The sequence below is a fragment of the Corynebacterium sp. UMB8791 genome (assembly GCF_054166365.1).
The window spans coordinates 1-24,671 of record NZ_JBSZCG010000113.1; the positions used below are offsets into that span (position 1 = coordinate 1).

Consider the following 24,671-nt stretch of genomic DNA (forward strand, 5'->3'; position numbering starts at 1 on the left):
ATGATTACAGGCGCACTAAAGTCCCAGGTAGACCGCATTTGGGACGCTTTTTGGTCCGGCGGCATCTCCAACCCGATCACCGTGATCGAACAATTCACCTACCTGCTGTTCATGCGCCAGCTCGACGAGCGCCAAGCACAAGCCGAGTTCCTCGCCAACACACTGGGTGGAAAGCCGGATGACACCCAAGTGTTTTACGACGCCACCCACGACCACCTGCGCTTTTCCAAGTTGTTGGCCGTCGATTCGCCGGAGGCGCGCTTCGCCGCGTTCCGTGAGGGGTTTGACTACATCAAACAGCTCGGCGCCGCGCGTGACAGCGGGTTTGTTACGCATATGAAGGATGCGGCGTTTCTGATTCCGAACCCGGCAACACTGACGACGGTGGCGACGATGATCGCGAAGCTGGAGTTCTCGAATAAGGACATGACGGGCGACTTGTACGAGTACATGTTGTCCAAGCTGGCCACCGCCGGCACGAACGGACAGTTCAGAACACCAAGCCACATCATCGAGCTGATCGTGGCGCTGACCGAACCAACAATCACCGACCGGCTTATCGACCCAGCCTGCGGCACCGCAGGTTTCCTCGCCGCCACCAGCGAATACCTGCGCGACGACTTCAAGGACGCCACCAAACTGCAGCGCGAACAGTACCTCGCCCACGGCCTGACCGGCTTCGATTTCGATTCCACCATGGTGCGCATCGCCGCGATGAACATGGTGATGCACGGCTTTAGCGACCCGAACATTTCCTACCTCGACTCCCTGCAGGAGCTGGCGCCAGAGCGACTTGAAGCGTTCGACGTGTTGCTGGCGAACCCGCCGTTTGCGGGCTCGATTAACCAGGACATTTTGGATCCAAAGTTGGCGTCGATAAAGACGAAGAAAACAGAACTACTCTTCATCGCAAGGTTTCTGACCTTGTTAAAGCTCGGTGGCAGGGCGGCTGTCGTTGTGCCGGAGGGTGTGCTGTTCGGCTCGACGCGCGCGCACAAGACGCTGCGCAAAGAGCTTGTGGACAACCAGAAAATCGATGGCATCATCAAACTGCCGTCCGGCGCGTTTAAGCCGTACACCGGTGTGTCGACTGCCATCGTGTGCTTTACCCGCACCGACTCGCCGGGCCAAAATGAGCATATCTGGTTCTATGACATCACCGCCGACGGGCGCTCCCTCGACGACAAACGCACCCCGCTACTCGCCGAGGAACTACTCGGCCCCTGGCCTGACACTCCACTTGACGACGCCCAGCTGCGCCTGAATAACCTCCCCGACGTTGTGGCGCGCTTTCACAACCAGACCGCCGAACAAGACCGTGCGCGTACCGAAGCATCCTTTACCGTGCCTGTCGATGAGATCCGCGAGACGGACTACGACCTGTCGATGAACCGGTACAAAGAAATCGTTTTTGATGCCGAAGAAACCCGTAACCCGCAGGACATCCTTGCCGACATTGACGCCCTCGACACGCAGATCGCCGACGCCATGAGCACGCTTAAGGGGCTGATCTAGATGGGGTGGGAGATGGTGAAGCTGGGGGATGTTCTTGAAGAACGATCTACTAAGACCGAGTCGTTCGATAGTGCCTCCATACAACAAGTAACGGTTAAGCTCCATGGACTTGGAGCTGTTGAACGCAAGGTAGATCTTGCAAAAGCACGACCGACGACTTCCGGTTACAGAATTGTCGCGGGAGACTTTATCTACTCCCGCATTGATGCCCGAAATGGTGCCTTCGCAATTGTTCCGCCTTTCTTAGATGGCGCGGTTGTCTCAAAAGACTTCCCGACATTTGCATTGCGTACAGAACTGATTTCCCCAAGATTTCTGGAATGCCTGTGTAAAAGCGATTTCATTACTAAACAGGCCAAAGCAAAAAGTTTCGGCGCAACTAACCGACAGCGCATTCCAACTGATTTGCTGATGAGCTGCAAAATTCCCCTGCCTCCCTTGGAGGAGCAGCAGCGCATCGCAAAGATTCTGGGCACGGTGGAGAAGGCAATACATTTTTCTCTGGAAGCTCTTTCAGCTCGACAGCTTCTTAGAAAATCCGTAATTGAAAAAGTCTTGGAGCAAAATTCGGAAGCTCCGTCTCTTGCACTTTCTCAAATTGCTGAGATATCTTCCGGGATCACTAAAGGCCGAAAAGTACGCCCTGATGCCCTTTTGACGGAAACTCCCTATCTTGCGGTATCAAATGTTAAGGACGGCTACCTCGACCTCGGAACAGTTAGTACCATCGCGATTACTGAAAACGAAAAGAGTCGGTTCGCGCTCCATAATGGAGACATTCTTCTAACCGAAGGAGGAGACCCAGACAAGCTCGGGCGCGGTGTCGTGTGGCGCGGTGAAATCGAGGGTGCAATTCATCAAAACCACATTTTCCGGTGCAGACTTAACGAAGAAACCAACTACAACCCAGAAGCGTTAATGGCAGTTATTTCTTCGCAGCGTTCTAAGCAATACTTCCTACAGTGCGCTAAGCAGACCACCGGCATCGCAACTATCAACAAAACACAGTTGTCGAAGCTAAAAGTTCCCGATTTAGATTCTGGCGTTCTCAACCGTATGCAGGAGATGCTGCACAAAGTGGATAATGAAATCCTCCTATCTCATCGAAAGATCGAACTGCTCCGAGAGCTCTACGCTTCCCTCTCCTCTCGTGCGTTCGCGGGAGAACTTTAGAACTGGATGATAGCGAACTAGATTCAACATTCCGCGGGACGGACAGATTGCCAACGTTGCATACGGCGTCGGGTATTGTCGCAAAGTTCCGCGGCGCGGATAGGTGTCCTCCGTTCACGCGGAAGTGGGATGGTGGGTTTAGGGGTAAACGTGGTGGACCGGAGTGGCGTCGGTAAAGAGCCACTGCTGCTTCCTCTGTCCGCGGCACTGCGGCTACCAGTAGCTTTCCCGGCATGAACCCATCAAGGTGTCCGCGGGGCGGACTGATAACGGTCGGTGTTCAAGCTGGCGCAATTAGTTTTCCTTAGTACCATATGCAGTACTATTTCAGTGCGGGTAAAAGTATCGCCGACATCGTGCGGGCAATGAAGCGGGCACCAAAGAATGTGAGATTTGCCGATTTGGAAAGAGTCTGCGATCACTACTTTGAAAGCCGCAGCTCAAAAAAGACGTCGCACCGCACCTACAAGACCCCGTGGCCGGGTGATCCTCGTGTCAATATCCAAAATGCGAAGGGCAAGGCCAAGCCATATCAAGTGAACCAAGTTCTCGAGCGATTGAGAAACTGGGCACGCAGAAGAAAGAAGCGGAGTAGCCAGCATGGACATCAATAAGTACACCTATCAAGTCTCCTGGTCGGAAGAAGATCAGGAGTACGTGGCGACCGTGGCTGAGTTCCCTTCGCTGTCGTGGCTGGATGCGGATCGACACCAGGCCGAGCGCGGTTTGTTTCATCTTGTGACTGAGGTTGTCGAAGATATGGAGGCCTCCGGCGAGGTGGTTCCTGTCCCATTGGGGAGTCGTAACTATTCGGGGAAGTTCAATGTGCGCACGTCTCCGTCGCTGCATCGGCGGTTGGTTATCGCCGCTAAAACAGAGGGAATTTCTCTCAACGCACTAGTCAATCAAAAACTCGCGTCCGTCTAACTGGCGCACAGACCACACACGCACTGAGATGCTCACGACGAGACGGCACTCGCAACGCTAGACCGGCCCGGCGCGCGCCGCCTGCACGGCCCGGCCGACGCGCACGCTGACCTGCACGTCTGGCTCGTCAACCTCGCACGTTTCGACGCTTCCACCATTGGCTTGGGCGGTGTCGTTGGCGGCGGAGCAGGCGTCGACACCTTGGTAGAGGGCGGTGGCCGCGGCGACGGCCGAGAGGTCGGCGGCGACGCGCGCCCGGTGAGAGTTCGCCACCCCGGCAACCACCGCCGCAACCGCAATCGCCAGCGCGGTCACCGCGGCGATGATGCCGGCCGTGGTGACGGATGCGGAGCCTTCGTCGTTTCGGAGTTGACCAAGCATGGCTAGCCTCCGAACTCGGTTGGGAAGACGGCGGTGGCCTCCATGCCGCGCACGCGGGCGGTCACGGTGACCATGCCGCCGCGTTCCTGGGTGGTGACACGCCCGGTGGGCGGGTCGTAGTCCAGGCCGATGGCGTGCGCGCGGGCTGCCGCCCCGGCAATGTCGACCGCCGAGATGTAGGCGCCCATCGCGGCCAGCCCCGCGACGATCGCACCGGCGACGACCACCAGGGCGCTCAGGGAGAGCGCTGCCTCGATGGTGTTCATCGGCTAGCCCGGCTTGTTGGTCAGGGCGTCGGTGATGACGCCTTCGATGGCGTCCGAGACGCCGTTGCTGGTGACCACCATGTAGAGCACCCCGGCAAGGGCCGCGGCAGCCAAAGTCCCGAAGGCGTATTCGATGGTCGAAAGCCCGTCGTCGTTGGACAGTTTCGCCTGCATACGCGTGATAATTCGGGCAGCGGCAGCGTGGATAAAGTTCGTAGACATTGAAATCTCCTTATTGGTTGTTGGTGTTTTTAAAACAGGGTTTGGCCCAGGCTGACCACCACGGGCGCCAGGCCGAGGACGAAGAACGCCGGCAGGAAGAAGGCGGTCAGTGGGAGTGCGATGAGCACCCCGGCGCGTTCGGCGCGGGCGGTGGCGTGGTCGGCGGCGTCCGCGGTCAGGCTGACCGCGATGCGTTCGCAGCCCGCGGCGAGGGTTGCGCCGGTGGTGTTAGATAAGGCCACCAGGTGCGCGAGCTCCTCCCCACCCGGCACCGCGTGTAGCTCCGCCCAGGCGCGTGTCGGGTCGGCCCCGAGTGCGCTGAGCGCCGCCACGGTGTGCCAGGGGCTTGGGTCCTCGCCGTGGGTGTCGGCCACTGCGCCCGCGGCAGCGGCAACCGGCAGGCCTGCGCGGCAGCACGCCGCGAAGAGCCGGATGTCGGTTGCGCTCCTGCCGGGGCTTGGCGACGGCCCGTCCCGCGGGGTCTTCGGCGCACGGGTCACGTCGCGCCCCACCCGGCCGCGTGGGCTGTGCCCGGCGACGGCCATCGCGCCAGCGACGCACAAAGCGGTAACAAACGTACTCATTGGGTTGCCCTTTCAATGATGTGTTGTGACGTACAGAAACCGGCCCCCACCAGCGCGGTGCCGGCAATGAGCAGCACCCCGCCCAAGTTGGTGCCGGTCAAAAAGTGCAGCGGGCGCGCCCCCATCGCGGCGCCCATACCGATCCCGGCCAGCGGAAGCAGGGAGAGCACCACCGCGCTCGTCTTCGGCCCGGCCAACGCCGCGGCGGTGGCGGCGCGGTGGCGCAGCGCAGCGTCGATCTCCTCGCGTGCGGCGGTGACCAGGGAGGCGATCGGCACGCCGCGTTGCACCCCGACCCGCCACAGGGCCTCCACCCGGGACAGCTCCGGGGTGCGAAGCCCCGCGGCGTCGCCGGTGCTTAGCACGTGGCAGAACAGGGAGGCGTCGGCAAGCAGGTCGGTGGGGGTGGTGTCGGGGAGTTGGTCGGTGGCGCGAAGGGTGGCGTCGAGAAGCGAGGAACCTGCCTGCAGGCTGGCGCTGATGTGGCCGAGAAACTGCGAGGCCGCCTCCTGGCGCCGCACCAACGCCTGCCCGGCGCGGCGCCGCGAGTAGGCGTAGAGCACCGTCGCCCCGGCGAGCGCGGCAGCGATAACCACCGCCGCGCGATCCGTCACGATGACCAGCAGCGCCACAGCGAGCGCCACCGGCGGCACCCACCCCCAGGACACCGCACGCGGGCGAATCCGACGCACAGGCACCCCTCCCGTCCAGGCCACACAGGCCGCGAATGCGAACAGGTACGTCATGGCCGCTGCCAGATCACTCGTGTGGTCACCGGGTTGCCCTCCAGGGCGCCGATCTGGTGCAGGACGCGGCGGCCGTCGGGGCGGCGCTGCATCACAATCACCGTGTCCAGGGCTGGCGCGAGCTGCGCGTGCAGGGCGTCGCGCCCCATCCCGCCGAGCGCAGCGAGCGCCTCAAACCGGGCCGGGACCTCCTCGATCGCGTTGGCGTGCAAGGTGCCAGCGCCGCCCTCGTGACCGGTGTTCAGCGCCGCGAGGAGGTCCGTCACCTCCGCCCCGCGGATCTCCCCCACCACGATCCGGTCCGGGCGCATCCGCAGCGACTGGCGGACAAGGTCCGCAATCGTGACCTGGCCGGCGCCCTCCGTGTTCACCGCCCGCGTATTCAGGTTCAGCACGTGCGGGTGGTTCGGGGTCAGCTCCAGGGTGTCCTCGATCGCCAGGATCCGCTCGTGCGGCGCCACCTCTGCAAGCATCGCTGAGAGCAACGTCGTCTTGCCTGAACCGGTCCCGCCCACGATGACGAAGGCGCGCCGGGCCCAAACAATCTCGCGCAGCATCTCGGCGCGCTCCTCGTCCATCGTGCCGCTGGACACCAGCTCGTCGAGGGTGGCGGTGGTGGTGCGCAGCACGCGCAGCGACAGGCACGTGCCCGCCACGGCCGTGGGCGCCAGCACCGCGTGGAAGCGGATAATCGAGCCGTCCGGCCTGCGGAAATGTCCGTCGCAGTAGGGTTGGGCGTCGTCAAGGCGGCGCCCGCAGCGCAGCGCCAGGCGCGTGGCCAGTCGGCGCACGGACTCCTCGGAGTCGAAGCGGATCTCGCTGCGCTCGAGGCCGTGCCCGCGGTCCACGAACACGCGGTCGGGGGCGTTGACGCAGATGTCGGTCACCTCCCCGCCGGCGAGCAGCGGTTCCAGGGGCCCGGCGCCGGAGGTGTCGTCGCGAAGTTGGCGCATCGCGGCCAGCACGTCCACGTCACTGATAACGACGGCCTCTTCGCGGATCAGCGCCGCAAGCCGGGTGGCGTCGACCTCCCCGGGCTCGTCGGCCATGCGGCGTTGCACGCGTAGTAACAAGTCCCGATCCACTAGGCCACCTCCTCGAGCACAGCTTTTGCCGCCTTCGCAAGCCCAGTAGGCAACCGCTGCGGCAGGCCGCGCTGCTCGACGCGCTTCGTCAGCCCGCGCACCTGACCGATGGTGGCCACCACCCGCGAGCCCGCAATCGCCGCTATCTCATCCACCCCGATGCCGGCCCACCCGATGTCCCTGACCACCAGCACGTGCCGCAGCCCGGCTCGCTCGCACTCGGCGACCAGCTGCGCCGCCGCAGACACCGCCCTGACCTGCGGGGCGACCAGGATCGCCACCACATCAACGCGCGCGGGCAGCTGCGCGCACGGGGCGTCTACCACGGTCACCCCGCCGGTGCCGAGCACCTCCACCAGCGCCTCAAGGCCCTCCAAATCATCCCCAAAACCAGCCCGGGAGACCTCCCTGCTACACGTCATCACCGCCACACCATCCGGGGTGGCGGGCAGCGCGCGGCGCACGTCCTCGCGGGCGACCGCGCCCTCCCCGATCGCGATCTCGCCCCACCTGGCACCGATCTCCTCCTCAATACCGAGCAGCAGGTCCAGCCCGCCCGAGTGGACGTGCCCATCAACCAGGGTCGAGGGCGCCGCAGCCCTGGCGCACGCCGCCGCGAACGTCGAGGCGCCCACCCCGCCGGACGCGCCAACCACACCGATCACCCGACCTCTCTCGTGGTCCTTCGGGGTCCGCAGCGCGCCGAGCGCGCGCAGCAGCTGCCCGGACTGGTCCGGGACGTCGTAGGCACCGCGCTGTTGGCCGAGCTCGAAACAGTTCGGGCGGCGCAGTACCGCGGGTGGCAGGTGGGTGGCGAAGTGGGCGTCGATAAGTATGGCGAAGGCCTGCTCACAACGGCGGGCGACCTCCGCCGGCTCGGCGCTACTGAGGTCGGTGACGGGCATCCCTGTTGCCGCCGCGAGGTGCATGGCCTCGGGGTGCAGCGCCGCGTCGTTGACGGCGATGGTGATGTTGTGCGTGCTCATGACCTCGAGCTTCGCCCACAGCGCACCACCGTCACAACGCTTTGTACCGCGCCTGTGGATAACTCCCGTGCTGCCTGAACGTTCAACCTCCTTTTGTGGAGAAAACGCTGCACTGCCCAACATATTCGTGTATATGGCGTTAGAATGTGCCACATGGCTTCGAACTCGGCACCGGTAGCGGCGTTTTTTGATCTGGATAAGACGATCATCGCCACGTCGTCCGTGTTCGCGTTCGGCAAAGAGTTCCTGAACAACGGCATGATCACGCGCCAGGAAGCGCTGGACCTCTACCTGACCAAAGCCGCCTACATGCTCATCGGGCAGAGCAGCGAAAAGATGGACACCACCCGCGACAACCTGGCCAACATGATCACCGGCTGGAGCGTCGAGGACGTCACCGCTGTGACCACCGAGACCATGCACAACGTGATCACCCCGGCGATCTACTCGGAGGCCCGCGAGCTCATCGAGGCGCACCGCGCGCTCGGCCACGACGTCATTATTATTTCGGCGTCGGCAAATATTCTGGTGGCGCCGATTGCGAAGGAGCTGGGCATCGACATGATTGTGGCCAGCGAGGTCGAGGTTGTCGACGGCACCCTCACCGGCCGCATCACCCGCTACCTCAAAGGCGACGCCAAGGCCGAAGCCATCCGCGAATTCGTCGCCGAACACGGCTACGACCTGGATCGCAGCTACGCCTACTCCGACTCTGCCACCGACATCCCCATGCTGGAGCTGGTTGGCAACCCCGTCGCCGTCAACCCGGACCGGGCGCTGCGCAAGCACGCACAGGCGGAGGGCTGGGACGTGCAGACGTTCAAGAACCCGGAGCCGCTGATCCAGATGCCGAACGCAAAAGAAGTCGGGATCGGGGCGTCCGTCATCGCGGGCGTGACGGCGTTGGCCGTGGCAGGGACGCTGCTGGCGAAGGCCATGAAGAAAGATAAGTCTGCCTAAGCCCTGAGCGTGTGCGACAAATCCCATCAATGGTTGCTAGGGTTGAGTGCATTCAATAATCGCAGGAAGGTTGAACATACAGTGAGCAACGAAGGTCTGTACACCAGTGGAACGTCCGCAGTGTCCGCAAAGGTTAACTCGATTCCTTTGCACGACACCGATGTCACCCACCCGGGCAAGGACTCCATCGGTACGTTGATTTCGAACGCCTCCGAGCAAGTTTCCACGCTTGTTCGCGGCGAGATTGAGCTGGCCAAGGCCGAGGTCATCGGCGAGGCCAAGAAGGGCGCCGTCGGCGGCGGCCTCCTGGGCGTCGCGGGTGTTATCGCCCTGTACTCCTCCTTCTTCCTTTTCTTCGCATTCGCCGAGATGCTGTCCTCCTGGATGCACCGGGGTTGGGCGTTCCTGATCGTCTTCGCCATCATGATCGCCCTGGCGGGCATCCTGGCGCTGGTCGGCGTGAAGAGCCTGAAGAAGATCCGCGCGCCGAAGAAGACCATCGATTCCGTCAACGAGCTGAAGAACCTGCGCCCAGGCCAGGCACAGAAGAACCTTGCCAAGGACAGCTCGGGGCTCTACACGGGCTCGAACTAGGGCGTGCCAGACTTTTCGACGTCCCCTTCGGCTATCGACCTACCTGGTCCTTTTACCCACGAGTGGTTGCACACTCGTGGGTTGCGCCTGCATGCGGCCGTCGCGGGCGACCCTACGAATCCGCTGCTGTTGCTGCTGCACAGCGCGTTCGGCGGCTGGTATGACTACCGCAACCGCATCGCCGACTTCGCCGATTCCGGCTATCACGTCGCAGCCCTCGACCTGCGTGGCTGCGGCCTGTCCGACAAGCCGGTGCGCCGCAGCGGCGACGCCCTCCTGCTGCACGCCGGTGACCTGAAGGGCGCAATCCACACGCTGGGCCACGACTCCGCGGAGGTGATCAGCGCTGGCGCCTCCACCGTGATCACGAACACGCTGCGGGAACGCTCCCCGCACCTGGTCACGCGCCACACCTCAGCACCATGGACCGGCAGCAAAGCCGCCTTTGTGCCGACGCCCCTCTACCGCCACTTCCCGGCCCTCTTCGACCAACTGTGGCTGCGTGACCTGCTACGCAACCAGCCCGAGGACGCCACCGCCGACCACCTGCGCCTGCGCCGGGACGGCACCCACATCACCAACGCGCTGCCCTACATTCTGGAGCTCGCGCGCATCGAAGCCCGCATGTAGCTAGCGCCCGACGCACGCCCCCGTACCAACCTGCTCACGCAGCCCAGCGATCTCGCCCGTACGCTCCAGGATCTGCTGCGCGGTGAGCACGTAACCGGTCTCCGTGGCGTCCACAGAGGTACCGAACACCATGCCCGCGACACCGCCGGACGGGGTCAGCATCGGTCCACCCGAGTTGCCCTGACGGATATTGCCGCGGATCGTGTACACCTGGCGTTGCACGTGCCGCTTCGCGTAAATATCGGGGCCAGACAGGCTGACTTGGTTGCGCACCCGCACCGGCATCGCCTCAAACGGGCCGGACTCCGGGAAACCCATCACCAGGGCGCTGTCGCCGGTGCGCAGCGTGCCCTCCGCCCAGCGCAGCGGCGCGATCCCCAGCGCCTCCGCGTGCAGCACCGCGATGTCCGCCTCCGAGTCGTAGAAGACCACTTTGGCCTTCTTCACCCCAAGCACCGTGTCCAAGGACACCGTCTCCGTACCCGCCACCACGTGCGCGTTGGTGAGCACGTAACCGTCCTCGATCACGAATCCGGAGCCCATCAGCCGCCGACTGCAGGACTCCGCGTCCCCCATCACGTGCACCACGGAGGCGCGGACGGCGTCGACAAGCTCGGGGCGCGCAACCGACGGGTCCGGGGCGTCGACCTCCGCATGCCCATCCGAGGCAAACGGGGAAATCAGCGGCGGCAGACCCGAATCCGCCAGCACCGCCGCCACCTGCGACGGCAACTGCTTGCCCGCCGCCGGCATCGCAGCATCAATCTGCGTGAGCACCCGCGAGCTCTGCAAGTGCTTCGCCCACGCCCCCGGCAACGACGCCGCCAACGGCATACACACGCACCACACCAACGCCACCGCCACGGCCCCCTGGAACAGGGCACCAAACAGCGAATCGAGACGCTGCGCCGACTTCCGACGGAACCTGTCATGCATCCAGTCACCCACCGTCGAGCCCGCGAAGGACCCCAGGCAAACCACCAGCACAACCACCACAATCAGCACCGCCACGCGCTCCCACTGCGCGTCCGCCCGCTGAATCAGCGGCGGCAGCCCCACCACCGCGAGCGTCAAACCGGCAACAATGCCCAGCGCCGACAGCACCGCCGAAAACGCACCGCGCCGCCAACCGCTCACACAGGCGGCGAGCACGATGATGAGGATGAGGACGTCGATAAGCACTAGAGCCCCACCGCTTCCTCAAGCTCCTCCAGCGAGTGGAACTCCTTCGGGAACAACCCAACCTGCCGCCCATCGCGCAACACCAACGTCAACGGCACCACCGCAGGCAGCCCCAACGCGCCCGCGAACGCATTCTCACCGTCCTGGTAACTCGGCACATCGACACCCAGATCCCCCAACAACGCCGCCCCATTCGCAGCGTTACCATCCGCGTGCACACCCACCACGCGCACGTCCGGGTGCGCCTCCGCCAGCGCGTCAAACAACGGCAACTCCGCGCGGCACGGCTCGCACCACCACGCCCACACGTTCACCACCGTCAAGCCCGACTCCGACTCCTGGCCCGACTCCCCACCCAAACACGGCAACGCGACGCCGGCCACAGTCGGGCCCGGGCAATCCGGGCGCTGCGCCACCTGCGCCGTCGTGGCGGGCTGGTTACCCGGCTGCGCCGGTTCCCCAGGGCGCAACAACTGCCACGCACCCCCAACCACCAGCGCCGACACCACCACAATCGCAGCGACGCTCGCAACCACCGACCTACTCGCGCTCACACCTGCTCCATCTCGCCCTTGACACGTTTCGCCGCCTCAGCAGGATCCGTCGGACCCTCCAGACCAAAGCTGGGACAATCGTACGCGATAGGGCAGACACCACACGCCGGCGACTTGGCATGACACACCCTCCGGCCCTCAAAAATGATCCGATGCGAAAACATCGTCCACTCCGAAGGCTCAATCAACTCCGCCACAGCATGCTCAATCTTCACCGCGTTCGAGCCCAAGGAGGCGTCGATAAGCTTCAGCCTGTGCATCAAACGCTGAAAATGCGTATCGACGGTCAGCCCCGGCCTCCCAAACGCATTCCCCCGCACAACGTGCGCCGTCTTGCGCCCCACACCCGGCAAGCTGACCAAGTCCTCCAACGCGACCGGCACCTCACCACCAAAATCCGACACCAACTTCTGCCCCAACCCAATCAAGTTCGCAGCCTTCGCACGGAAGAAACCCGTCGGGCGAATGATCTCCTCCACCTCCGCCTGCGACGCCGCCGCATAATCCGCCGCCGTCGGGTACGCCCGGAACAGCGCGGGGGTGACCTGATTCACCCGCACATCCGTCGTCTGCGCCGACAACACCGTCGCCACAAGCAACTCCAGCGGGTTCGAAAAATCCAACTCCGCATGGGCATCAGGGAACGCTTTCGCCAGCGTACGATTAATCCTCCGCGCGCGACGCTTCCGCGCCAACGGCGACACCTCCCCCTTCAACACCGGATGCTTACCAGGGACCCGCCGCTGCTGCGGCGTCAACGAACCAGACATGCTTTCTCACCTTAACGGGGTAAGCGATACGATGGACGCATGGCAGTACTCTTAGTCGTCGCGATTCCCCTCATTCTCGGGCTGTTCACCATAGGAATGGAACACCTAGAGTCCGCAGTCGTCGACTAGTGGTACAGTTCCAGTGTGGTGTGACTCACGCACACTTCAAGAGCTAACGTGACAACCGACACGGGACTGTCACACCCGTCCACAAGGAGGATTCATGGAAGGCGCACACGAAATTCTCGCCCGCGCGGGCATATTTCAAGGCGTGGATCCCGCGGCCGTCGCAGCACTGATCCAAGACATGGAAACAGTCACCTTCAACCGCGGCACCACCATTTTCGACGAAGGTGAACCCGGCAACCGCCTCTACATCATCATCAGCGGCAAAGTGAAACTCGCGCGCCACGCCCCCGACGGACGCGAAAACCTCCTCTCCGTCATGGGCCCCTCCGACATGTTCGGCGAACTGTCCATCTTCGACCCAGGACCACGCACCTCCTCCGCAGTGTGCGTCACCGAAGTCACCGCGGCCACCATGGACTCCACGCTGCTGAAGAAGTGGATCGACAACCACCCTGAAATCTCCCAGCAGCTCCTCCGCGTCCTGGCCCGCCGCCTCCGCCGCACCAACGCGTCCCTCGCCGACCTCATCTTCACCGACGTCCCCGGCCGCGTTGCCAAAACCCTCCTCCAGCTGGCCAACCGGTTCGGCACCCAGGAAGGCGGCGTCCTGCGCGTGAACCACGACCTCACCCAGGAAGAAATCGCCCAGCTTGTCGGCGCCTCCCGCGAGACCGTCAACAAAGCCCTGGCAACCTTCGCCCACCGCGACTGGATCCGCCTCGAAGGCAAGTCCGTGGTCATCGTGAACACGGAGCACCTCGCCCGCCGCGCGCGGTAGGCTGCTGTTCTAGTTTTTGCCTGTTTTGTGAGCCCCCGGGCCTTCCCCGGGGGTTTTCTTCTGCACTTGTGGGGACCTCTTTCACCGTCAGTGCCAAAGGACGCACCCTCTTTTAGGTAGACCTTTTACTACCAGGCTGTTTGAATGTCTAGTTTCTTCTGGATTGCGTCCCTTGGCACTGGAGCCCTGGGAGTGTGCACCAAATTCCCACACTCGGTTTCAGCGACCTGGGCTTTTGCAGACCGGCCTGCCCAAACGCTTTATGTCAAGTGGTTGTGAACGTGGTTGGGTGTTAGATCGTGATGGGTTGTGGGGGCGGGGCGGTTTGGGCCGAGCCCCGAAAAAGCACACATATTGTCGCTTAAGTCGACACGCCGAGAAAAGCACACATTTTGTCGCTTAACCCGTGTGTACCCCCAGTGCGTACCGGGCACCGCCCCGCACACGACAAAACCCCAGCTAAAACCGTGTTCTAGCTGGTGTTTTCATTGAGCCACCTGCGAGAATCGAACTCGCGACCTTCTCATTACGAGTGAGACGCTCTGCCGACTGAGCTAAGGTGGCAACGCTGCACAATATTACAGCACCGCCAAGAATCTACGAAACTGCCAGTTCAGCGGGCGTCACAGGCGAGGCGGATGCGGCCGAGCATCCCGTTGAACGCCACGACGGGGCTCACCTGCTGCTGGAGGCGCAGTCGACACTGGGCGATAGCGTCGAGGCACGCCACGAGCCCTTCGGGGCGGACTTTCTCGGCGAGTTCTGCGGCCAGCGGCTGGAAGTCGGGGTGGGTCAGTGAGACCTGGGCGTCGGATTGAACGGCGAGGGCATCACGGTAGATGCCAGCGAGGTCCACGAGGATGAGGTCGAAGACGTCGCGCTTGCGGCGGGTGCCGCGCGCTTTCTGGCTCGCCTCGAGCGCCTTGACGGAGGCGGACGCCCCGCGCAGCGCCTTCGCCGCTCCCCTGCCCTTCGCACCGACGCCGAGCGCCTGCTCGAGTTTGGCGCGCTCCTCGGCGTCCTCCTCGGCGTAGTCCTCGACGGCGGTTTTCTCAGTGGCCTTCACTAGGGAGGCGACGGCCTGGAAGGCCTGGGCGCCGTGGAAGACCAACTCGGCAAGGTTGATGGCTTGGGCGCGGCGAATCTGTACGGATTTGTCGTTGACCATCCGACGCGCGCGGCCCACGTGGCGCAGCGTGGTGGCGGCGGCCAGGCGGGCGTCGGACTCCGTGGCGCCCTCCTCCTGCATCAGGATGCGCACCACCTCGTCCTCGGAGGGCGCGGGGATATAGAGGTGCCGGCAGCGGGAGCGCAGCGTCTGGGAGAAGTCCTCCGGGTCCGTCGACGGCGCGCACAGGATAATCACGGTGTGGGCTGGGGGCTCCTCCACCGTTTTCAGCAGCGCGTCGGAGGCGTCCTGGCCGAGGCGGTCGGCGTTCTCGATGATGAGGACGCGCCAGGGGGCGACCGTCGGCATGCGGGCGGCCTGCGCGATGTACTCGCGGGTCTCCTTCACCTTAATCGTGAGTTCCTTGGGCACCACGTGCATGACGTCGGTGTGCTGGGAGGACAGCGCGTCGCGGCAGCCTTTGCAGCGCCCGCAGCCGATCTCGTCAGGGTCCGTGCACACCAGCGCAGCCGCGAACGCGAGCGCCGCGTTGGAACGCCCCGAACCGGGAGGCCCCGTGAACAGCCAGGAGTGCGTCATCGCGCGGGCATCGCCGATCCCCCGGGCGGCCGCGGCAGCGTTCATGATGACCTGCTGGACGGAGGGGGCGTCGGCAAGTAATTGACTCACGGTAGGCACAAGCCCCAAGCGTACAGCAGGGCGAAAACCCGCTAAAGTGTTACAGCATGGAACGATTCTGGCGCAGTTTCAAATGGCTGTGGGGCACCTCGTGGCCCCTCTACGCCGCAACTGTGCTCGGAACCAACGTGCTCGGCGCCGTGCTGATCATGCTGTTCGTGCGCTTCCTCATCCCCATGCGGGAGGTGCAGCAACTCAACATTCACGACGAAAGCCTCGGCTTCCTCGGCGCGGCCTACTTCTGCTTTGCCATCTTCGTGGGCATCGTGGTCACCTTCTTCCTGTTCCGGCCGGTGCTGGAGTGGCAGCTCAGTCCCGATGACCACGACCCAAACATGGTGCGCAACCTGGTCATGCGCATCCCGGTGCTGCAGACCGTGATCGTGGTCGGGGTGTGGGCCATCGGCATCATGATCATCACTGTGGCCGCCTGGCGCATCGACCACCAGCTGGCAATCGTGACCTTAGGGTCTACGTCGCTGGCGTGCTTCGTCACTGCCGTGATGACATATCTGCAGGCAGAGCGCCTGGTGCGGCCGGTGGCGGCGTCGGCACTCGCGCGGCGCTTCGAGGACTCCACCCTGGAGCCGCCGATCAAGCACCGCCTATACCTGACGTGGTTCACCACCTCCGCCGTGCCAATGTTCGGAGTGCTCGCCCTGTTCTTCGCGCAGCGCCACGGCTTCTTCTACAACCGCCCCGGCGAGCTCATGCCTGCCGTGCTCGCGCTGACGCTCACCGCACTGGCCACCGGCTTCATCGGCACTGCGTTCGCCATCATGAGCGTGGTGGACCCCATCAAGGAGCTGCAGGAAGCCATCAATAAGGTGCGCCGCGGGGAGCGTAACACCCAGGTCGACATTTACGACGGCTCCGAAATCGGCGTACTACAAGCCGGGTTCAACGAGATGATGCGCGGCCTCAACGAGCGCCAGCGCGTCCGAGACATCTTCGGCCGCTACGTCGGCACCGAGGTCGCCCAGAAGGCGCTCGAGGAGAAGCCGGAGCTCGGCGGGGAGGACCGCCGCGTGGCCGTCGTATTCATCGACGTGATCGGCTCCACCACCTTCGCCGTCAACCACACCCCGGAGCAGGTCGTGGCCGCGCTGAACAACTTCTTCGAGATCGTCGTTGAGGTGGTGCACCGCAATAAGGGCGTGATCAACAAGTTCCAGGGCGACGCCGCCCTGGCCGTGTTCGGCGCGCCCGTCTCCATCCACGACGCCGCCTCCCACGCTCTCCAGGCCGCCCGCGAACTCCGCCGCGAGCTGGCGGGCCTGGAACTGCAGGCAGGCATCGGGGTGGCCTCCGGGCACGTGGTCGCCGGCCACATCGGCGGCTCTGACCGCTTCGAATACACTGTGATCGGCGACGCCGTCAACGCCGCCGCCCGCCTCACCGAGCTGGCCAAGGACACCCCGGGCTGCGTGCTCACCAACGCCGCAACACTGCGCGCCGCCAACGAGGTCGAGCAGCAGCGCTGGACGCTGATGAAGTCCGTGGAGCTGCGCGGGCGCAACCGCATGACACAGCTGGCCCGCCCGGTGCGTTCCACCCTGGCGGACCGCTACTAGCCGCTACTAGCTCTTGGTGGCCTTCTTCGTCGCCTTCTTGCGCGTCGTCTTCTTCGTCGCCTTCTTCCGCGTGGCCTTACGCGCGGCCTTCTTGGCTGGCTTCGGGTTCTCCGCCTCGCGGGCCCGGCGCGCAGACAGCAGCTCGTTTGCGCGCTCGTCCGTCATGGTCTCCGGGGTATCGCCACGCTGGAGGGACGCGTTGGTGGTGCCGTCGGTGACGTACGGTCCGAAGCGGCCGTCCTTAATGGACATCGGCTTGCCGGAGACGTCGTTGTCCCCGAGCAGCTTCAGCGGCGCCTTCGCCGCCCCGCGTCCGCGGCGCTTCGGCTCCGCGTAGATACGGCGCGCCTCCTCCAGCGTGATGCTGAAGATCTGCTCCTCGCTGGCCAGGGAGCGCGAGTCGGAGCCCTTCTTCAGGTACGGGCCGTAGCGTCCGTTCTGCGCCGTGATCACTTCCCCATCGTCGACGCCCACCTCGCGCGGCAGGCTCAGCAGCTGCAGCGCCTGCTCAAGCGTGACCGAGGCCGGGTCCATCGACTGGAACAGGGACGCCGTCGCGGGCTTGAGCTGCTCCTCGACGAGCTCGGTCATGCGTTTTTCTTTCTGCTTCGCGGCCGTCTTGGTGTCCCAGTTCTTCTTCCGCTTGCCCTCTTCGGCGCGCTGCTTGTCCTCGGCGGCGCGCTCCTCGGCGATGACTTCCTCGGCGTGGGCTTGCGCCTTCTCCAGCTCGTCGTCGCCGAGTTTCTCGGTGACGTAGGGGCCGAAGCGGCCCTCCTTGGCCACCACCATGCGCCCGTTGGCCGGGTTCACGCCCAGCTCACGGCCGGACTGCGGGGTGGCGAACAGTTTCTCCGCCAGCTCCAGGGTGACCTCATCAGGCGTGGTCGCCTCCGGGATGTTGGCGCGCTGGTACTCCGGCTCGCCCTCGGCGGTGACGCCCACCTGGCGTTCCATGTATGGCCCGTAGCGGCCCACGCGCACGTTGACGGCGCGACCCTCCGCGTCGTCGAAGAGTTTCAGGGAGTTGACCTGGCGGGCGTCGATACGCTCGAGGTTGTCCTCAATGATGTGCTTGAGGCCACCGCGGCGCGCAATCGCCTCGGCGGTGTTGTCGCTGGCGTCAGCGTCGCCGAAGTAGAAGCTAGTCAGCCAGCGGGTGCGGTCCTCGTTGCCGTGCGCGATCTCATCGAGCTCGTCCTCCATCGAGGACGTGAAGTCGTAGTCCACCAGGGCGTCGAAGTTATTCTCCAACAGCCCAACCACAGAAAACGCGACCCAGCTAGGCACCAGCGCGTTGCCGCGGGAGAAGACGTAGCCGCGGTCCTGGATCGTCTTAATAATCGACGCATACGTCGACGGACGCCCAATCCCCAGGTCCTCCATCTTCTTCACCAGGCTCGCTTCGGTGTAGCGAGCCGGCGGGTTCGTGGAGTGCCCATCCGCCGAAATCGCGGTGGTAGGCAGCTCGTCGCCAGCGGTGAGCTGCGGCAGGTGCGTCTCGCTGTCACGGGTGTCCGAGTAGGCGCGCAGCCAGCCCGGGAACGTAATCGTGCGGCCGGTTGCGGCGAACTCAGTACCGAAATCACCCTCGATGATCACCTTCGTCGAGTTCCCGCGGGCGTTCTCCATCTGGGAGGCAACCGTGCGCTGCCAAATCAGCTCATAGAGCTTAAACTCCTCCGCGTCCAGCACCTTCGACAGCTGCCCCGGCGTAGCAAAACGCTCACCAGCAGGGCGGATCGCCTCGTGCGCCTCCTGCGAGTTCTTCACCTTCCGGTCGTAAATACGGGGCTTGTCCGCCACGTACTCCGCGCCGTAGAGCTCCGTCGCTGCAGCTCGCGCCGCCGACAAACCCTGCTGCGACAGCGACGTCGAATCCGTACGCATATATGTAATGTGACCGTTCTCGTACAGGCGCTGCGCAATACGCATCGTACGCGCCGACGTAAAGCGCAGCTTCCGCCCCGCCTCCTGCTGCAGAGTGGACGTCATAAAGGGTGCGTACGGCTTGCGGCTGTACGGCTTCTCCTCCACGCCGCTCACCGTCATCGAGGTGCCCTTCAGCGCCCCAGCAAGCTCCTCCGCCACCTGCTTATCGACGACCACAACCCCCTCAGCCGACCCCTTCAGCCGACCGCGATCATCAAAGTCCTTCCCCTGCGCAATCCGCGAACCGTTAATTGCCACGAGCTTCGCGTCAAACGCCGTACCCCCACCGTACGTCGCGGTCACATCCCAGTACTCCGCCGGGATGAACGCCATGCGCTCGCGCTCACGCTCCACAATCACACGCGTAGCCACCGACTGCACACGACCCGCCGAAAGCCGCGGCATGACCTTCTTCCACAGCACCGGAGAGACCTCGTAGCCGTACAACCGGTCCAGGATGCGACGGGTTTCCTGGGCGTCGACAAGATCCATATCCAGCTCACGGGTATTCTCCGCAGCCTCCCGAATCGCCGACTCCGTAATCTCGTTGAACACCATGCGCTCCACCGGAACCTTCGGCTTCAACGTCTCAAGCAAGTGCCACGCGATAGCTTCACCCTCGCGGTCCGGGTCTGTCGCCAGCAGCAGCTTGTCCGCCTGCTTCAACTTCGAACGAAGATCAGTAACCTTCTTCTTGTCAGGACTGACAACATATATAGGTGCAAACCCAGACTCTGGATTCACACCCAACTTCGCCCACGGTTCCTTCTTGTACTTCGCGGGGATGTCAGCAGCGCGGCCCGGAAGATCACGAATGTGCCCCACGGAAGCTTCCACAATGTAGTCACTTCCCAGATACTTCTGGATCTTCTTCGCCTTCGTCGCGGACTCCACGATGACGAGGGTCTTGCCGTCTTCAGCCACGCTTCGTGACACCTCACTTCAAGAACTATGTTCGTTAACTCACATAAGTTGTATCAGACAATCAAATAGCAACCCTACAACTCTCCGTTTTCACCCCCACCAACTACACTGAACCCCCATGAGCACCATCGGGCACTCAAGGAGGCAAAACCCCAGATGATCGACTCCCTCATCGGCTTCCTCCACACCCTGATGGGCACACCCCTCTTCTACCCACTCGTCGTACTCCTCATCCTCGGCGACGCACTCATCCCCCTCATCCCCTCCGAAACCGTCCTCAACCTCTCCGGCGCCTTCTCCGCATCCCAAGGCGTACCCAACGCGTGGGGCATCATCGCCGCCGCCATCATCGGCGGCATCATCGGCGACAACATCTGCTTCCTCCTCGGCGGACGCCTCATCCACGTCGTCGACCGCCTCGACCCCAACTCCAAAGCCGGCCAAGCCATCGACTGGGTGCGCCGCAACATGAACCGCGGCGCCGGCATTACCGTCCTCGTCGCCAGGTTCCTTCCCTGGGCCAGGTGGGTCGCCACGATCGTGCTGGGCAGCGTGCGATACAACTGGTTCGCGTTCTTCCTCTACGACACCATCGGCGTCATCATCTGGGCCTGCCTCTCAGTCGGCCTCGGCTACGCCGGCGGCTCCCTCCTTTCCGACTTCCCCCTCCTCGGCATGATCGTCGGCATCGCCCTCGGCGCCCTCGTTGGCTGGATCATGCAGCGCATCCAGTCCTACATCTTCGAACTTTTCGACGTCCGGCGCGGCGTCTCCGCCGTGTAGGTCTTGAGTGCTGCGCGCGTGCTTCCCAGGTGGCTAATTTCGGCGAGGGAATTTGGTGCTAGTAAACAGGAGCCAGTGCCAAAGGACGCACCCCACTTTTCACGACCTGGGCTTTTCTCGAATCCCCCGGAAGGAATTGCGTCTATTGGCACTGGCACGTGAATGGAACTCAAAAGCAAAAACCCCGGCCGGAGCCGGGGTGTGCACCTATATAGATTAGAGAGCGGTGACCTGCTGGGCCTGTGGGCCCTTGGCGCCCTCGCCGATTTCGAACTCGACCTTCTGGTTCTCCTCGAGGGTGCGGAAGCCACTGCCCTGGATCTCGGAGTAGTGGACGAAGACGTCGGCGGAGCCGTCGTCGGGAGCGATGAAGCCGAAGCCCTTTTCTGCGTTAAACCACTTCACGATGCCTGTAGCCATTGGTGTGTTCCCTTTCAAAAGATGGATAAATGAAGCCGTCCACCAGGGCTGATGTCCTGGCGCCCGCGTAAACAATCCCTCGCGAGCACCGTTGAAGGCGCGCACAAAATTTGTTACTGCCAACCAGTGTGCCACAAACTGGCATACTTTGCTGTGTCATGAAGCAGGATTTTGGTTCTTTTGGGGGCGAGCTCGTTCGCGGGCTTCGCGAGCAGTTCCCCCACTCCACGATCACGCACGTGGAGGAGATTCCGGCGCGCCCGGCGGAGTACGGCGAGTGGCCCGAGTGGGTGCATCCGGCGCTGCGTCATGCGCTGGAGGAGCGCGGTGTGCAGCGGCTGTTTCGCCATCAGCAGCAGTGTGCCGAGGCGGCCTGGCGGGGTGAGGACGTTGTGGTGGCGACGGGGACGTCGTCAGGTAAGTCGTTGGGGTATCAGCTGCCGGTGCTGTCTGCGCTGGCGGCGGACGAGCGGGCGTGTGCGCTGTACATCACGCCGACGAAGGCGCTGGGGTCAGATCAGTTGCAGGCGACACTTGCCTTGACGAAGGATCTGCCTGGGATTACGCCGGCGCCGTATGACGGGGATACGCCGGTTGATGCGCGGCGCGCGATTCGGGATCAGTCGCGGTTTGTGTTCACGAATCCTGACATGCTGCACGCGAGCATCCTTGGTTCGCATGAGCGGTGGGCGCGCCTGTTGCGCCACCTGCGCTTCATCGTGGTGGATGAGTCGCACACCTACCGAGGGGTGTTCGGCGCCAATGTGTCTCTTGTTTTTCGACGCCTGCTTCGCCTCGCCCGCGCGTACGGTTCGGAGCCGACGTTGGTGTTTGCGTCGGCGACGTCGGCGGCCCCGGCGGAGCACGCGGAGCTGCTGTGCGGCAGGCCGGTTCGGGCGGTGGATGTGGATACGGCGCCGACGGGTGAGCGCACGGTGGTGTTGTGGGAGCCGGGTTTCATCGAGGGCGCGGAGGGAGAGCACGGTGCCCCGGTGAGGTACGCGGCGACGACGGAGGCGGCGTCGATAATGGGGTGGTTGGTGCGTGAGGGGGCGCGGACCTTGACGTTTGTGCGCTCGCGGCCGGCGGCGGAGATCGTGGCGATGCGCGCGCAGGAGGATTTGAGCGCTGCGGGGAGGCCGGATTTTGCTCAGCGAATCGCGGCGTATCGGGCGGGTTATCTGGCGGAGGACCGGCGTGCGCTGGAGCGCGCCCTGGACGAGGGCGAGATCCTGGGCATGGCCACGACGAACGCGCTCGAGCTAGGTATCGACGTCGGCGGGCTCGACGCCGTGGTGATGGCGGGCTACCCGGGTACGGTGGCATCGTTTCGGCAGCAGGCGGGCCGGGCGGGGCGCCGCGGGCAGGGCTCACTGGTGGTGCTCGTTGCCCGCGACGAGCCAATGGATGCGTTTTTGGTCCATCACCCCGAGGCACTGCTGGGCCGCCCGGTGGAGCGCAGCGTGTTCAACCCGTCGAACCCGTATATCCTGCGCGGCCACCTCTACCACGCAGCACTTGAGCGCCCGCTGACCTCGAAGGACGTCGACGACTTCGGCGCCCACGACGTGGTGGAGCAGATGTGCGAGGAGGGCCTGCTGCGCAAGCGTCCCCGCGGCTGGTTCCCGGCGCCCGACGCCGATGTGACCGTCTCTATCCGCGGCGGCGCAGGTGCCGAGGTGATGATCGTGGACGTCAGCGACGGCCGCCTCCTGGGCACCGTCGATGCCGCCCGCGCGCTCACCCAGGTCCACGAGGGTGCCGTGTATGTGCACCAGGGCGAACACTTCGTGGTGCAGGAGCTCAACCTGGACGACTACGTAGCGCTCGTGGAGCCCGCGCAGCCCGACTACACCACCCGCGCCCGTTCCACGACGGACATCCGCATCCTGGGCGAAACTCACGAGACCCGCCAGCTTGCGAAGGGCGTGTGGGTGGCCAGCGTGGACGTCGAGGTCACCGACCGCGTCACCGGCTACGTTGTCCGCCTGGCGGACGGCTCGGTCAGCGAACACATCCCACTGGACCTGCCCGCGCAACACCTGGAAACCCGCGCGGTCGCATACACGATCGACCCGCTGGTCCTGGACTCCCTGGGCATCAGCGCGGGCGAAGTGCCCGGCGCGCTACACGCGGCGGAGCACGCAGCAATCGGGCTGCTGCCCCTCATCGCGACGTGCGACCGCTGGGACATCGGCGGCGTATCGACGGCCCTCCACCAAGACACACTGCTGCCCACAGTATTCGTATACGACGGCCACCCCGGCGGCGCCGGCATGAGCGACGAAGGCTTCGCCCGCTTCCACACGTGGATCACCGCCACCTACGGCGCGGTGGAGTCCTGCCCGTGCGAGCACGGCTGCCCGTCCTGTATCCAGTCGCCAAAGTGCGGCAACGGGAACCAGCCACTGGACAAGCAGGCAGCGCTGAAGGTGTTGGCGCTCCTGAGTAAGGTGTCGTCCGTGGACGCGGAAAACCGGGAATTTGGTGCATAGATCGGGGAGCGAGTGACAAAGGACGCAATCCGGTCGGCCGAATCCGGCAAAAGCCCAGGTCGCAAAAAGTGGGTTGCGTCCTTTGTCACTCGGTTCTGCTGGGGTGACACCAAATCCCTTTGCGCAGGGGTCGCGACCTGGGGAAACGCCACGGCGCCATCCCGAAAAGCGGGATTTTGGTGCACACCTTGTTGCAGCACGCACCAAATCCCATCACAGCCCCTAGCGAACGGAAATGCTATCCTTTACCTCGAAAGCCCCGGAACGATCCCTGCACTACGAAAGTAGGAGTAAATCGCCGGGGTTATTGATTTTTCAGCTTAATCGTAGTCCTTTTGATTGATACACTGCGGGGCATGGATAAACGCACACTCCGCATGTGGATCCCAAACCAGCACGGCGCGTGGGCGATGGCGCTCACCCCCGCCATTGTGGGGACCCTTGGCGTCGCGTTCGGCACCGAGCGTTTCCCGGCCGCGATCGTGTGGTTGTTGATTGCGTGGTTTATTGGATATTGCGCGTTCTTCACGTTCGGCCAGGCGGCCCGGGCACGCACTGTGGAGCGTCGCCGCCAGTACATGCCGCCGGTACTCACCTACGGAGCGATCTCCCTGGTTGCGGTAGCGATCGTGGTCGTCCTCGACCCGTCGGTGCTCGAGTGGGCGTGGTGCTACGCTCCGCTGGTCTGGATCGCTGTGTGGGAAACACTGCAACGCAGGCCGCGCTCGCTGGCCAGTGGCACGGCGACGACGGTCGCCTCCGCGCTGTTGGTCGCGGTGATCGCGCACCTAGCCGGGTTGCCGACTGGCTGGTCCAGCCCGGCGATGGTGGCAACGACGTTTTTGGCGCTCTACTTCACCGGGACGGTGCCGCTGGTTAAGACGATGGTGCGTGACCGCGGCAGCAGCGCCATGTTGGCGTTCAGTATCGGCTACCACGTGGTGGCAATCGTGGTGATGGTCGTATATGCCCTCCTTGTTGGGTTCGGTTGGTGGATGGTCGCGGTACTGGTGTTGGCACTGGCCCGCGCGGTGTACTTCCCACTGAGCGCGCGTCGCGGAAAGCGGTGGACCGCCAAGGACATCGGCAAGGCGGAGGTCCTGCCGTGCGTCCTGGCGGCGCTCGCGGCGCTTGGAGTGCTGCTCACTGGTTAGAACGACGCATGACTAGCATGACGTTGCCCTCGTTTAGTTGAGTGCAGAGCAGAGTACCAGGACACCGTTCTCTTCTGTCCCGCACGGTTGTTAGAATGACGCC

25 protein-coding genes and 1 tRNA gene are annotated in these 24,671 nt (G+C 63.9%); 12 read left to right on the top strand and 14 right to left on the bottom strand.

Annotation, left to right across the window (positions count from 1 at the left end):
- The 4 genes from ACXIUA_RS05345 to ACXIUA_RS05360 all read left to right on the top strand — a co-directional run.
- Positions 1-1,515: N-6 DNA methylase (locus ACXIUA_RS05345; protein WP_457976307.1), on the top strand; the 1,515-nt coding region annotated here is incomplete at its 5' end.
- Positions 1,516-1,527: 12 nt separating this feature from the next.
- Positions 1,528-2,688 carry a restriction endonuclease subunit S gene (locus ACXIUA_RS05350; protein ID WP_457976308.1) on the top strand — a complete coding sequence of 387 codons (1,161 nt, stop codon included), beginning with the start codon at positions 1,528-1,530 and terminating at the stop codon, positions 2,686-2,688.
- Between the two features lie 314 nt (positions 2,689-3,002).
- Positions 3,003-3,302 carry a toxin HicA gene (locus tag ACXIUA_RS05355; RefSeq protein ID WP_457976309.1) on the top strand — a complete coding sequence of 100 codons (300 nt, stop codon included), beginning with the start codon at positions 3,003-3,005 and terminating at the stop codon, positions 3,300-3,302.
- Complete coding sequence (locus tag ACXIUA_RS05360) at positions 3,289-3,615, top strand: type II toxin-antitoxin system HicB family antitoxin (protein WP_457976311.1); 327 nt, start codon at positions 3,289-3,291, stop codon at positions 3,613-3,615. The genes ACXIUA_RS05355 and ACXIUA_RS05360 overlap by 14 nt, the downstream gene beginning before the upstream one ends.
- 57 nt (positions 3,616-3,672) lie before the next feature.
- Here ACXIUA_RS05360 and ACXIUA_RS05365 read toward each other — a convergent pair whose 3' ends face one another.
- The 7 genes from ACXIUA_RS05365 to ACXIUA_RS05395 all read right to left on the bottom strand — a co-directional run bounded on the left by ACXIUA_RS05365 (position 3,673) and on the right by ACXIUA_RS05395 (position 7,885).
- Entirely contained in the window at positions 3,673-3,996 is a 324-nt protein-coding gene (locus ACXIUA_RS05365; protein WP_457976313.1) for an Rv3654c family TadE-like protein, read from the bottom strand.
- Positions 3,997-3,998: 2 nt separating this feature from the next.
- Positions 3,999-4,262, bottom strand: a complete 264-nt coding sequence (locus ACXIUA_RS05370) for a hypothetical protein (protein WP_457976315.1) — start codon at positions 4,260-4,262, stop codon at positions 3,999-4,001.
- A 3-nt stretch (positions 4,263-4,265) separates the two neighbouring features.
- A complete protein-coding gene (locus ACXIUA_RS05375) occupies positions 4,266-4,436 on the bottom strand; it encodes a DUF4244 domain-containing protein (protein WP_083290824.1) in 171 nt (56 codons plus the stop codon).
- Between the two features lie 77 nt (positions 4,437-4,513).
- A complete protein-coding gene (locus ACXIUA_RS05380; protein WP_256006018.1) occupies positions 4,514-5,068 on the bottom strand; it encodes a type II secretion system F family protein in 555 nt (184 codons plus the stop codon).
- Positions 5,065-5,814: a type II secretion system F family protein gene (locus ACXIUA_RS05385; RefSeq protein ID WP_256006017.1), complete on the bottom strand. Its 750-nt coding sequence runs from the start codon at positions 5,812-5,814 to the stop codon at positions 5,065-5,067. The genes ACXIUA_RS05380 and ACXIUA_RS05385 overlap by 4 nt, the downstream gene beginning before the upstream one ends.
- The gene (locus ACXIUA_RS05390; RefSeq protein ID WP_457976324.1) at positions 5,811-6,863 is read right to left on the bottom strand and encodes a TadA family conjugal transfer-associated ATPase; all 1,053 of its coding nucleotides are present in this window, start codon (positions 6,861-6,863) and stop codon (positions 5,811-5,813) included. The genes ACXIUA_RS05385 and ACXIUA_RS05390 overlap by 4 nt, the downstream gene beginning before the upstream one ends.
- A gap of 35 nt (positions 6,864-6,898) precedes the next feature.
- Positions 6,899-7,885, bottom strand: coding sequence for a septum site-determining protein Ssd (locus ACXIUA_RS05395; protein ID WP_457976316.1), 987 nt, complete (start codon positions 7,883-7,885; stop codon positions 6,899-6,901).
- 153 nt (positions 7,886-8,038) lie between these two features.
- Between ACXIUA_RS05395 and ACXIUA_RS05400 the strand changes: the two genes are divergently transcribed.
- From ACXIUA_RS05400 to ACXIUA_RS05410, 3 genes are all read left to right on the top strand, one after another.
- On the top strand, positions 8,039-8,845 hold the full coding sequence (locus ACXIUA_RS05400; protein ID WP_457976317.1) for an HAD family hydrolase: 807 nt from the start codon (positions 8,039-8,041) through the stop codon (positions 8,843-8,845).
- Positions 8,846-8,926: 81 nt separating this feature from the next.
- Positions 8,927-9,439 carry a phage holin family protein gene (locus ACXIUA_RS05405; RefSeq protein ID WP_070363251.1) on the top strand — a complete coding sequence of 171 codons (513 nt, stop codon included), beginning with the start codon at positions 8,927-8,929 and terminating at the stop codon, positions 9,437-9,439.
- Positions 9,440-9,505: 66 nt separating this feature from the next.
- Complete coding sequence (locus tag ACXIUA_RS05410) at positions 9,506-10,069, top strand: alpha/beta fold hydrolase (RefSeq protein ID WP_457976319.1); 564 nt, start codon at positions 9,506-9,508, stop codon at positions 10,067-10,069.
- Here the strand turns inward: ACXIUA_RS05410 and ACXIUA_RS05415 are convergent, their stop codons facing one another.
- The 3 genes from ACXIUA_RS05415 to nth are packed head-to-tail and all read right to left on the bottom strand — an operon-like array spanning position 10,070 to position 12,575.
- A complete protein-coding gene (locus ACXIUA_RS05415; RefSeq protein WP_457976320.1) occupies positions 10,070-11,251 on the bottom strand; it encodes a MarP family serine protease in 1,182 nt (393 codons plus the stop codon).
- The gene (locus tag ACXIUA_RS05420; protein ID WP_320072383.1) at positions 11,251-11,805 is read right to left on the bottom strand and encodes a TlpA family protein disulfide reductase; all 555 of its coding nucleotides are present in this window, start codon (positions 11,803-11,805) and stop codon (positions 11,251-11,253) included. The genes ACXIUA_RS05415 and ACXIUA_RS05420 overlap by 1 nt, the downstream gene beginning before the upstream one ends.
- On the bottom strand, positions 11,802-12,575 hold the full coding sequence (gene nth, locus ACXIUA_RS05425; protein WP_256006005.1) for an endonuclease III: 774 nt from the start codon (positions 12,573-12,575) through the stop codon (positions 11,802-11,804). The genes ACXIUA_RS05420 and nth overlap by 4 nt, the downstream gene beginning before the upstream one ends.
- A gap of 223 nt (positions 12,576-12,798) precedes the next feature.
- Between nth and glxR the strand changes: the two genes are divergently transcribed.
- A complete protein-coding gene (gene glxR, locus ACXIUA_RS05430; RefSeq protein ID WP_070363256.1) occupies positions 12,799-13,482 on the top strand; it encodes a CRP-like cAMP-activated global transcriptional regulator GlxR in 684 nt (227 codons plus the stop codon).
- A 491-nt stretch (positions 13,483-13,973) separates the two neighbouring features.
- On the opposite strand, the gene ACXIUA_RS05435 is transcribed toward glxR, so the two are convergent.
- Both ACXIUA_RS05435 and ACXIUA_RS05440 read right to left on the bottom strand, forming a co-directional pair.
- Positions 13,974-14,046, bottom strand: a tRNA-Thr gene (locus ACXIUA_RS05435).
- A 49-nt stretch (positions 14,047-14,095) separates the two neighbouring features.
- Positions 14,096-15,289, bottom strand: coding sequence for a DNA polymerase III subunit delta' (locus tag ACXIUA_RS05440; protein WP_284818795.1), 1,194 nt, complete (start codon positions 15,287-15,289; stop codon positions 14,096-14,098).
- Between the two features lie 47 nt (positions 15,290-15,336).
- On the opposite strand from ACXIUA_RS05440, the gene ACXIUA_RS05445 reads away from it, so the two are divergent.
- Positions 15,337-16,863, top strand: a complete 1,527-nt coding sequence (locus tag ACXIUA_RS05445) for an adenylate/guanylate cyclase domain-containing protein (RefSeq protein WP_070975175.1) — start codon at positions 15,337-15,339, stop codon at positions 16,861-16,863.
- Positions 16,864-16,869: 6 nt separating this feature from the next.
- Here ACXIUA_RS05445 and topA read toward each other — a convergent pair whose 3' ends face one another.
- Positions 16,870-19,716 (bottom strand): type I DNA topoisomerase, encoded by a 2,847-nt coding sequence (gene topA / locus ACXIUA_RS05450; protein WP_457976321.1) that lies wholly within the window; start codon positions 19,714-19,716, stop codon positions 16,870-16,872.
- 156 nt (positions 19,717-19,872) lie between these two features.
- On the opposite strand from topA, the gene ACXIUA_RS05455 reads away from it, so the two are divergent.
- Positions 19,873-20,499, top strand: a complete 627-nt coding sequence (locus ACXIUA_RS05455) for a DedA family protein (RefSeq protein WP_070363238.1) — start codon at positions 19,873-19,875, stop codon at positions 20,497-20,499.
- Positions 20,500-20,715: 216 nt separating this feature from the next.
- On the opposite strand, the gene ACXIUA_RS05460 is transcribed toward ACXIUA_RS05455, so the two are convergent.
- Entirely contained in the window at positions 20,716-20,919 is a 204-nt protein-coding gene (locus tag ACXIUA_RS05460) for a cold-shock protein (protein ID WP_070363240.1), read from the bottom strand.
- A 158-nt stretch (positions 20,920-21,077) separates the two neighbouring features.
- On the opposite strand from ACXIUA_RS05460, the gene ACXIUA_RS05465 reads away from it, so the two are divergent.
- The gene (locus ACXIUA_RS05465) at positions 21,078-23,414 is read left to right on the top strand and encodes a DEAD/DEAH box helicase (RefSeq protein WP_457976322.1); all 2,337 of its coding nucleotides are present in this window, start codon (positions 21,078-21,080) and stop codon (positions 23,412-23,414) included.
- Positions 23,415-23,770: 356 nt separating this feature from the next.
- Positions 23,771-24,568, top strand: coding sequence for a YwiC-like family protein (locus ACXIUA_RS05470; RefSeq protein ID WP_457976323.1), 798 nt, complete (start codon positions 23,771-23,773; stop codon positions 24,566-24,568).
- Positions 24,569-24,671 lie beyond the last annotated feature (103 nt).

Bases quoted from the DNA above. Each gene is read 5' to 3' on its own strand.
- ACXIUA_RS05350 (WP_457976308.1), top strand. From the start codon at position 1,528: ATGGTGAAGCTGGGGGATGTTCTTGAAGAACGATCTACTAAGACCGAG.
- ACXIUA_RS05355 (WP_457976309.1), top strand. From the start codon at position 3,003: ATGCAGTACTATTTCAGTGCGGGTAAAAGTATCGCCGACATCGTGCGG.
- ACXIUA_RS05360 (WP_457976311.1), top strand. From the start codon at position 3,289: ATGGACATCAATAAGTACACCTATCAAGTCTCCTGGTCGGAAGAAGAT.
- ACXIUA_RS05365 (WP_457976313.1), bottom strand. From the start codon at position 3,996: ATGCTTGGTCAACTCCGAAACGACGAAGGCTCCGCATCCGTCACCACG.
- ACXIUA_RS05370 (WP_457976315.1), bottom strand. From the start codon at position 4,262: ATGAACACCATCGAGGCAGCGCTCTCCCTGAGCGCCCTGGTGGTCGTC.
- ACXIUA_RS05375 (WP_083290824.1), bottom strand. From the start codon at position 4,436: ATGCAGGCGAAACTGTCCAACGACGACGGGCTTTCGACCATCGAATAC.
- ACXIUA_RS05380 (WP_256006018.1), bottom strand. From the start codon at position 5,068: ATGAGTACGTTTGTTACCGCTTTGTGCGTCGCTGGCGCGATGGCCGTC.
- ACXIUA_RS05385 (WP_256006017.1), bottom strand. From the start codon at position 5,814: ATGACGTACCTGTTCGCATTCGCGGCCTGTGTGGCCTGGACGGGAGGG.
- ACXIUA_RS05390 (WP_457976324.1), bottom strand. From the start codon at position 6,863: ATGGCCGACGAGCCCGGGGAGGTCGACGCCACCCGGCTTGCGGCGCTG.
- ACXIUA_RS05395 (WP_457976316.1), bottom strand. From the start codon at position 7,885: ATGAGCACGCACAACATCACCATCGCCGTCAACGACGCGGCGCTGCAC.
- ACXIUA_RS05400 (WP_457976317.1), top strand. From the start codon at position 8,039: ATGGCTTCGAACTCGGCACCGGTAGCGGCGTTTTTTGATCTGGATAAG.
- nth (WP_256006005.1), bottom strand. From the start codon at position 12,575: ATGTCTGGTTCGTTGACGCCGCAGCAGCGGCGGGTCCCTGGTAAGCAT.
- glxR (WP_070363256.1), top strand. From the start codon at position 12,799: ATGGAAGGCGCACACGAAATTCTCGCCCGCGCGGGCATATTTCAAGGC.
- ACXIUA_RS05445 (WP_070975175.1), top strand. From the start codon at position 15,337: ATGGAACGATTCTGGCGCAGTTTCAAATGGCTGTGGGGCACCTCGTGG.
- ACXIUA_RS05455 (WP_070363238.1), top strand. From the start codon at position 19,873: ATGATCGACTCCCTCATCGGCTTCCTCCACACCCTGATGGGCACACCC.
- ACXIUA_RS05460 (WP_070363240.1), bottom strand. From the start codon at position 20,919: ATGGCTACAGGCATCGTGAAGTGGTTTAACGCAGAAAAGGGCTTCGGC.
- ACXIUA_RS05465 (WP_457976322.1), top strand. From the start codon at position 21,078: ATGAAGCAGGATTTTGGTTCTTTTGGGGGCGAGCTCGTTCGCGGGCTT.
- ACXIUA_RS05470 (WP_457976323.1), top strand. From the start codon at position 23,771: ATGGATAAACGCACACTCCGCATGTGGATCCCAAACCAGCACGGCGCG.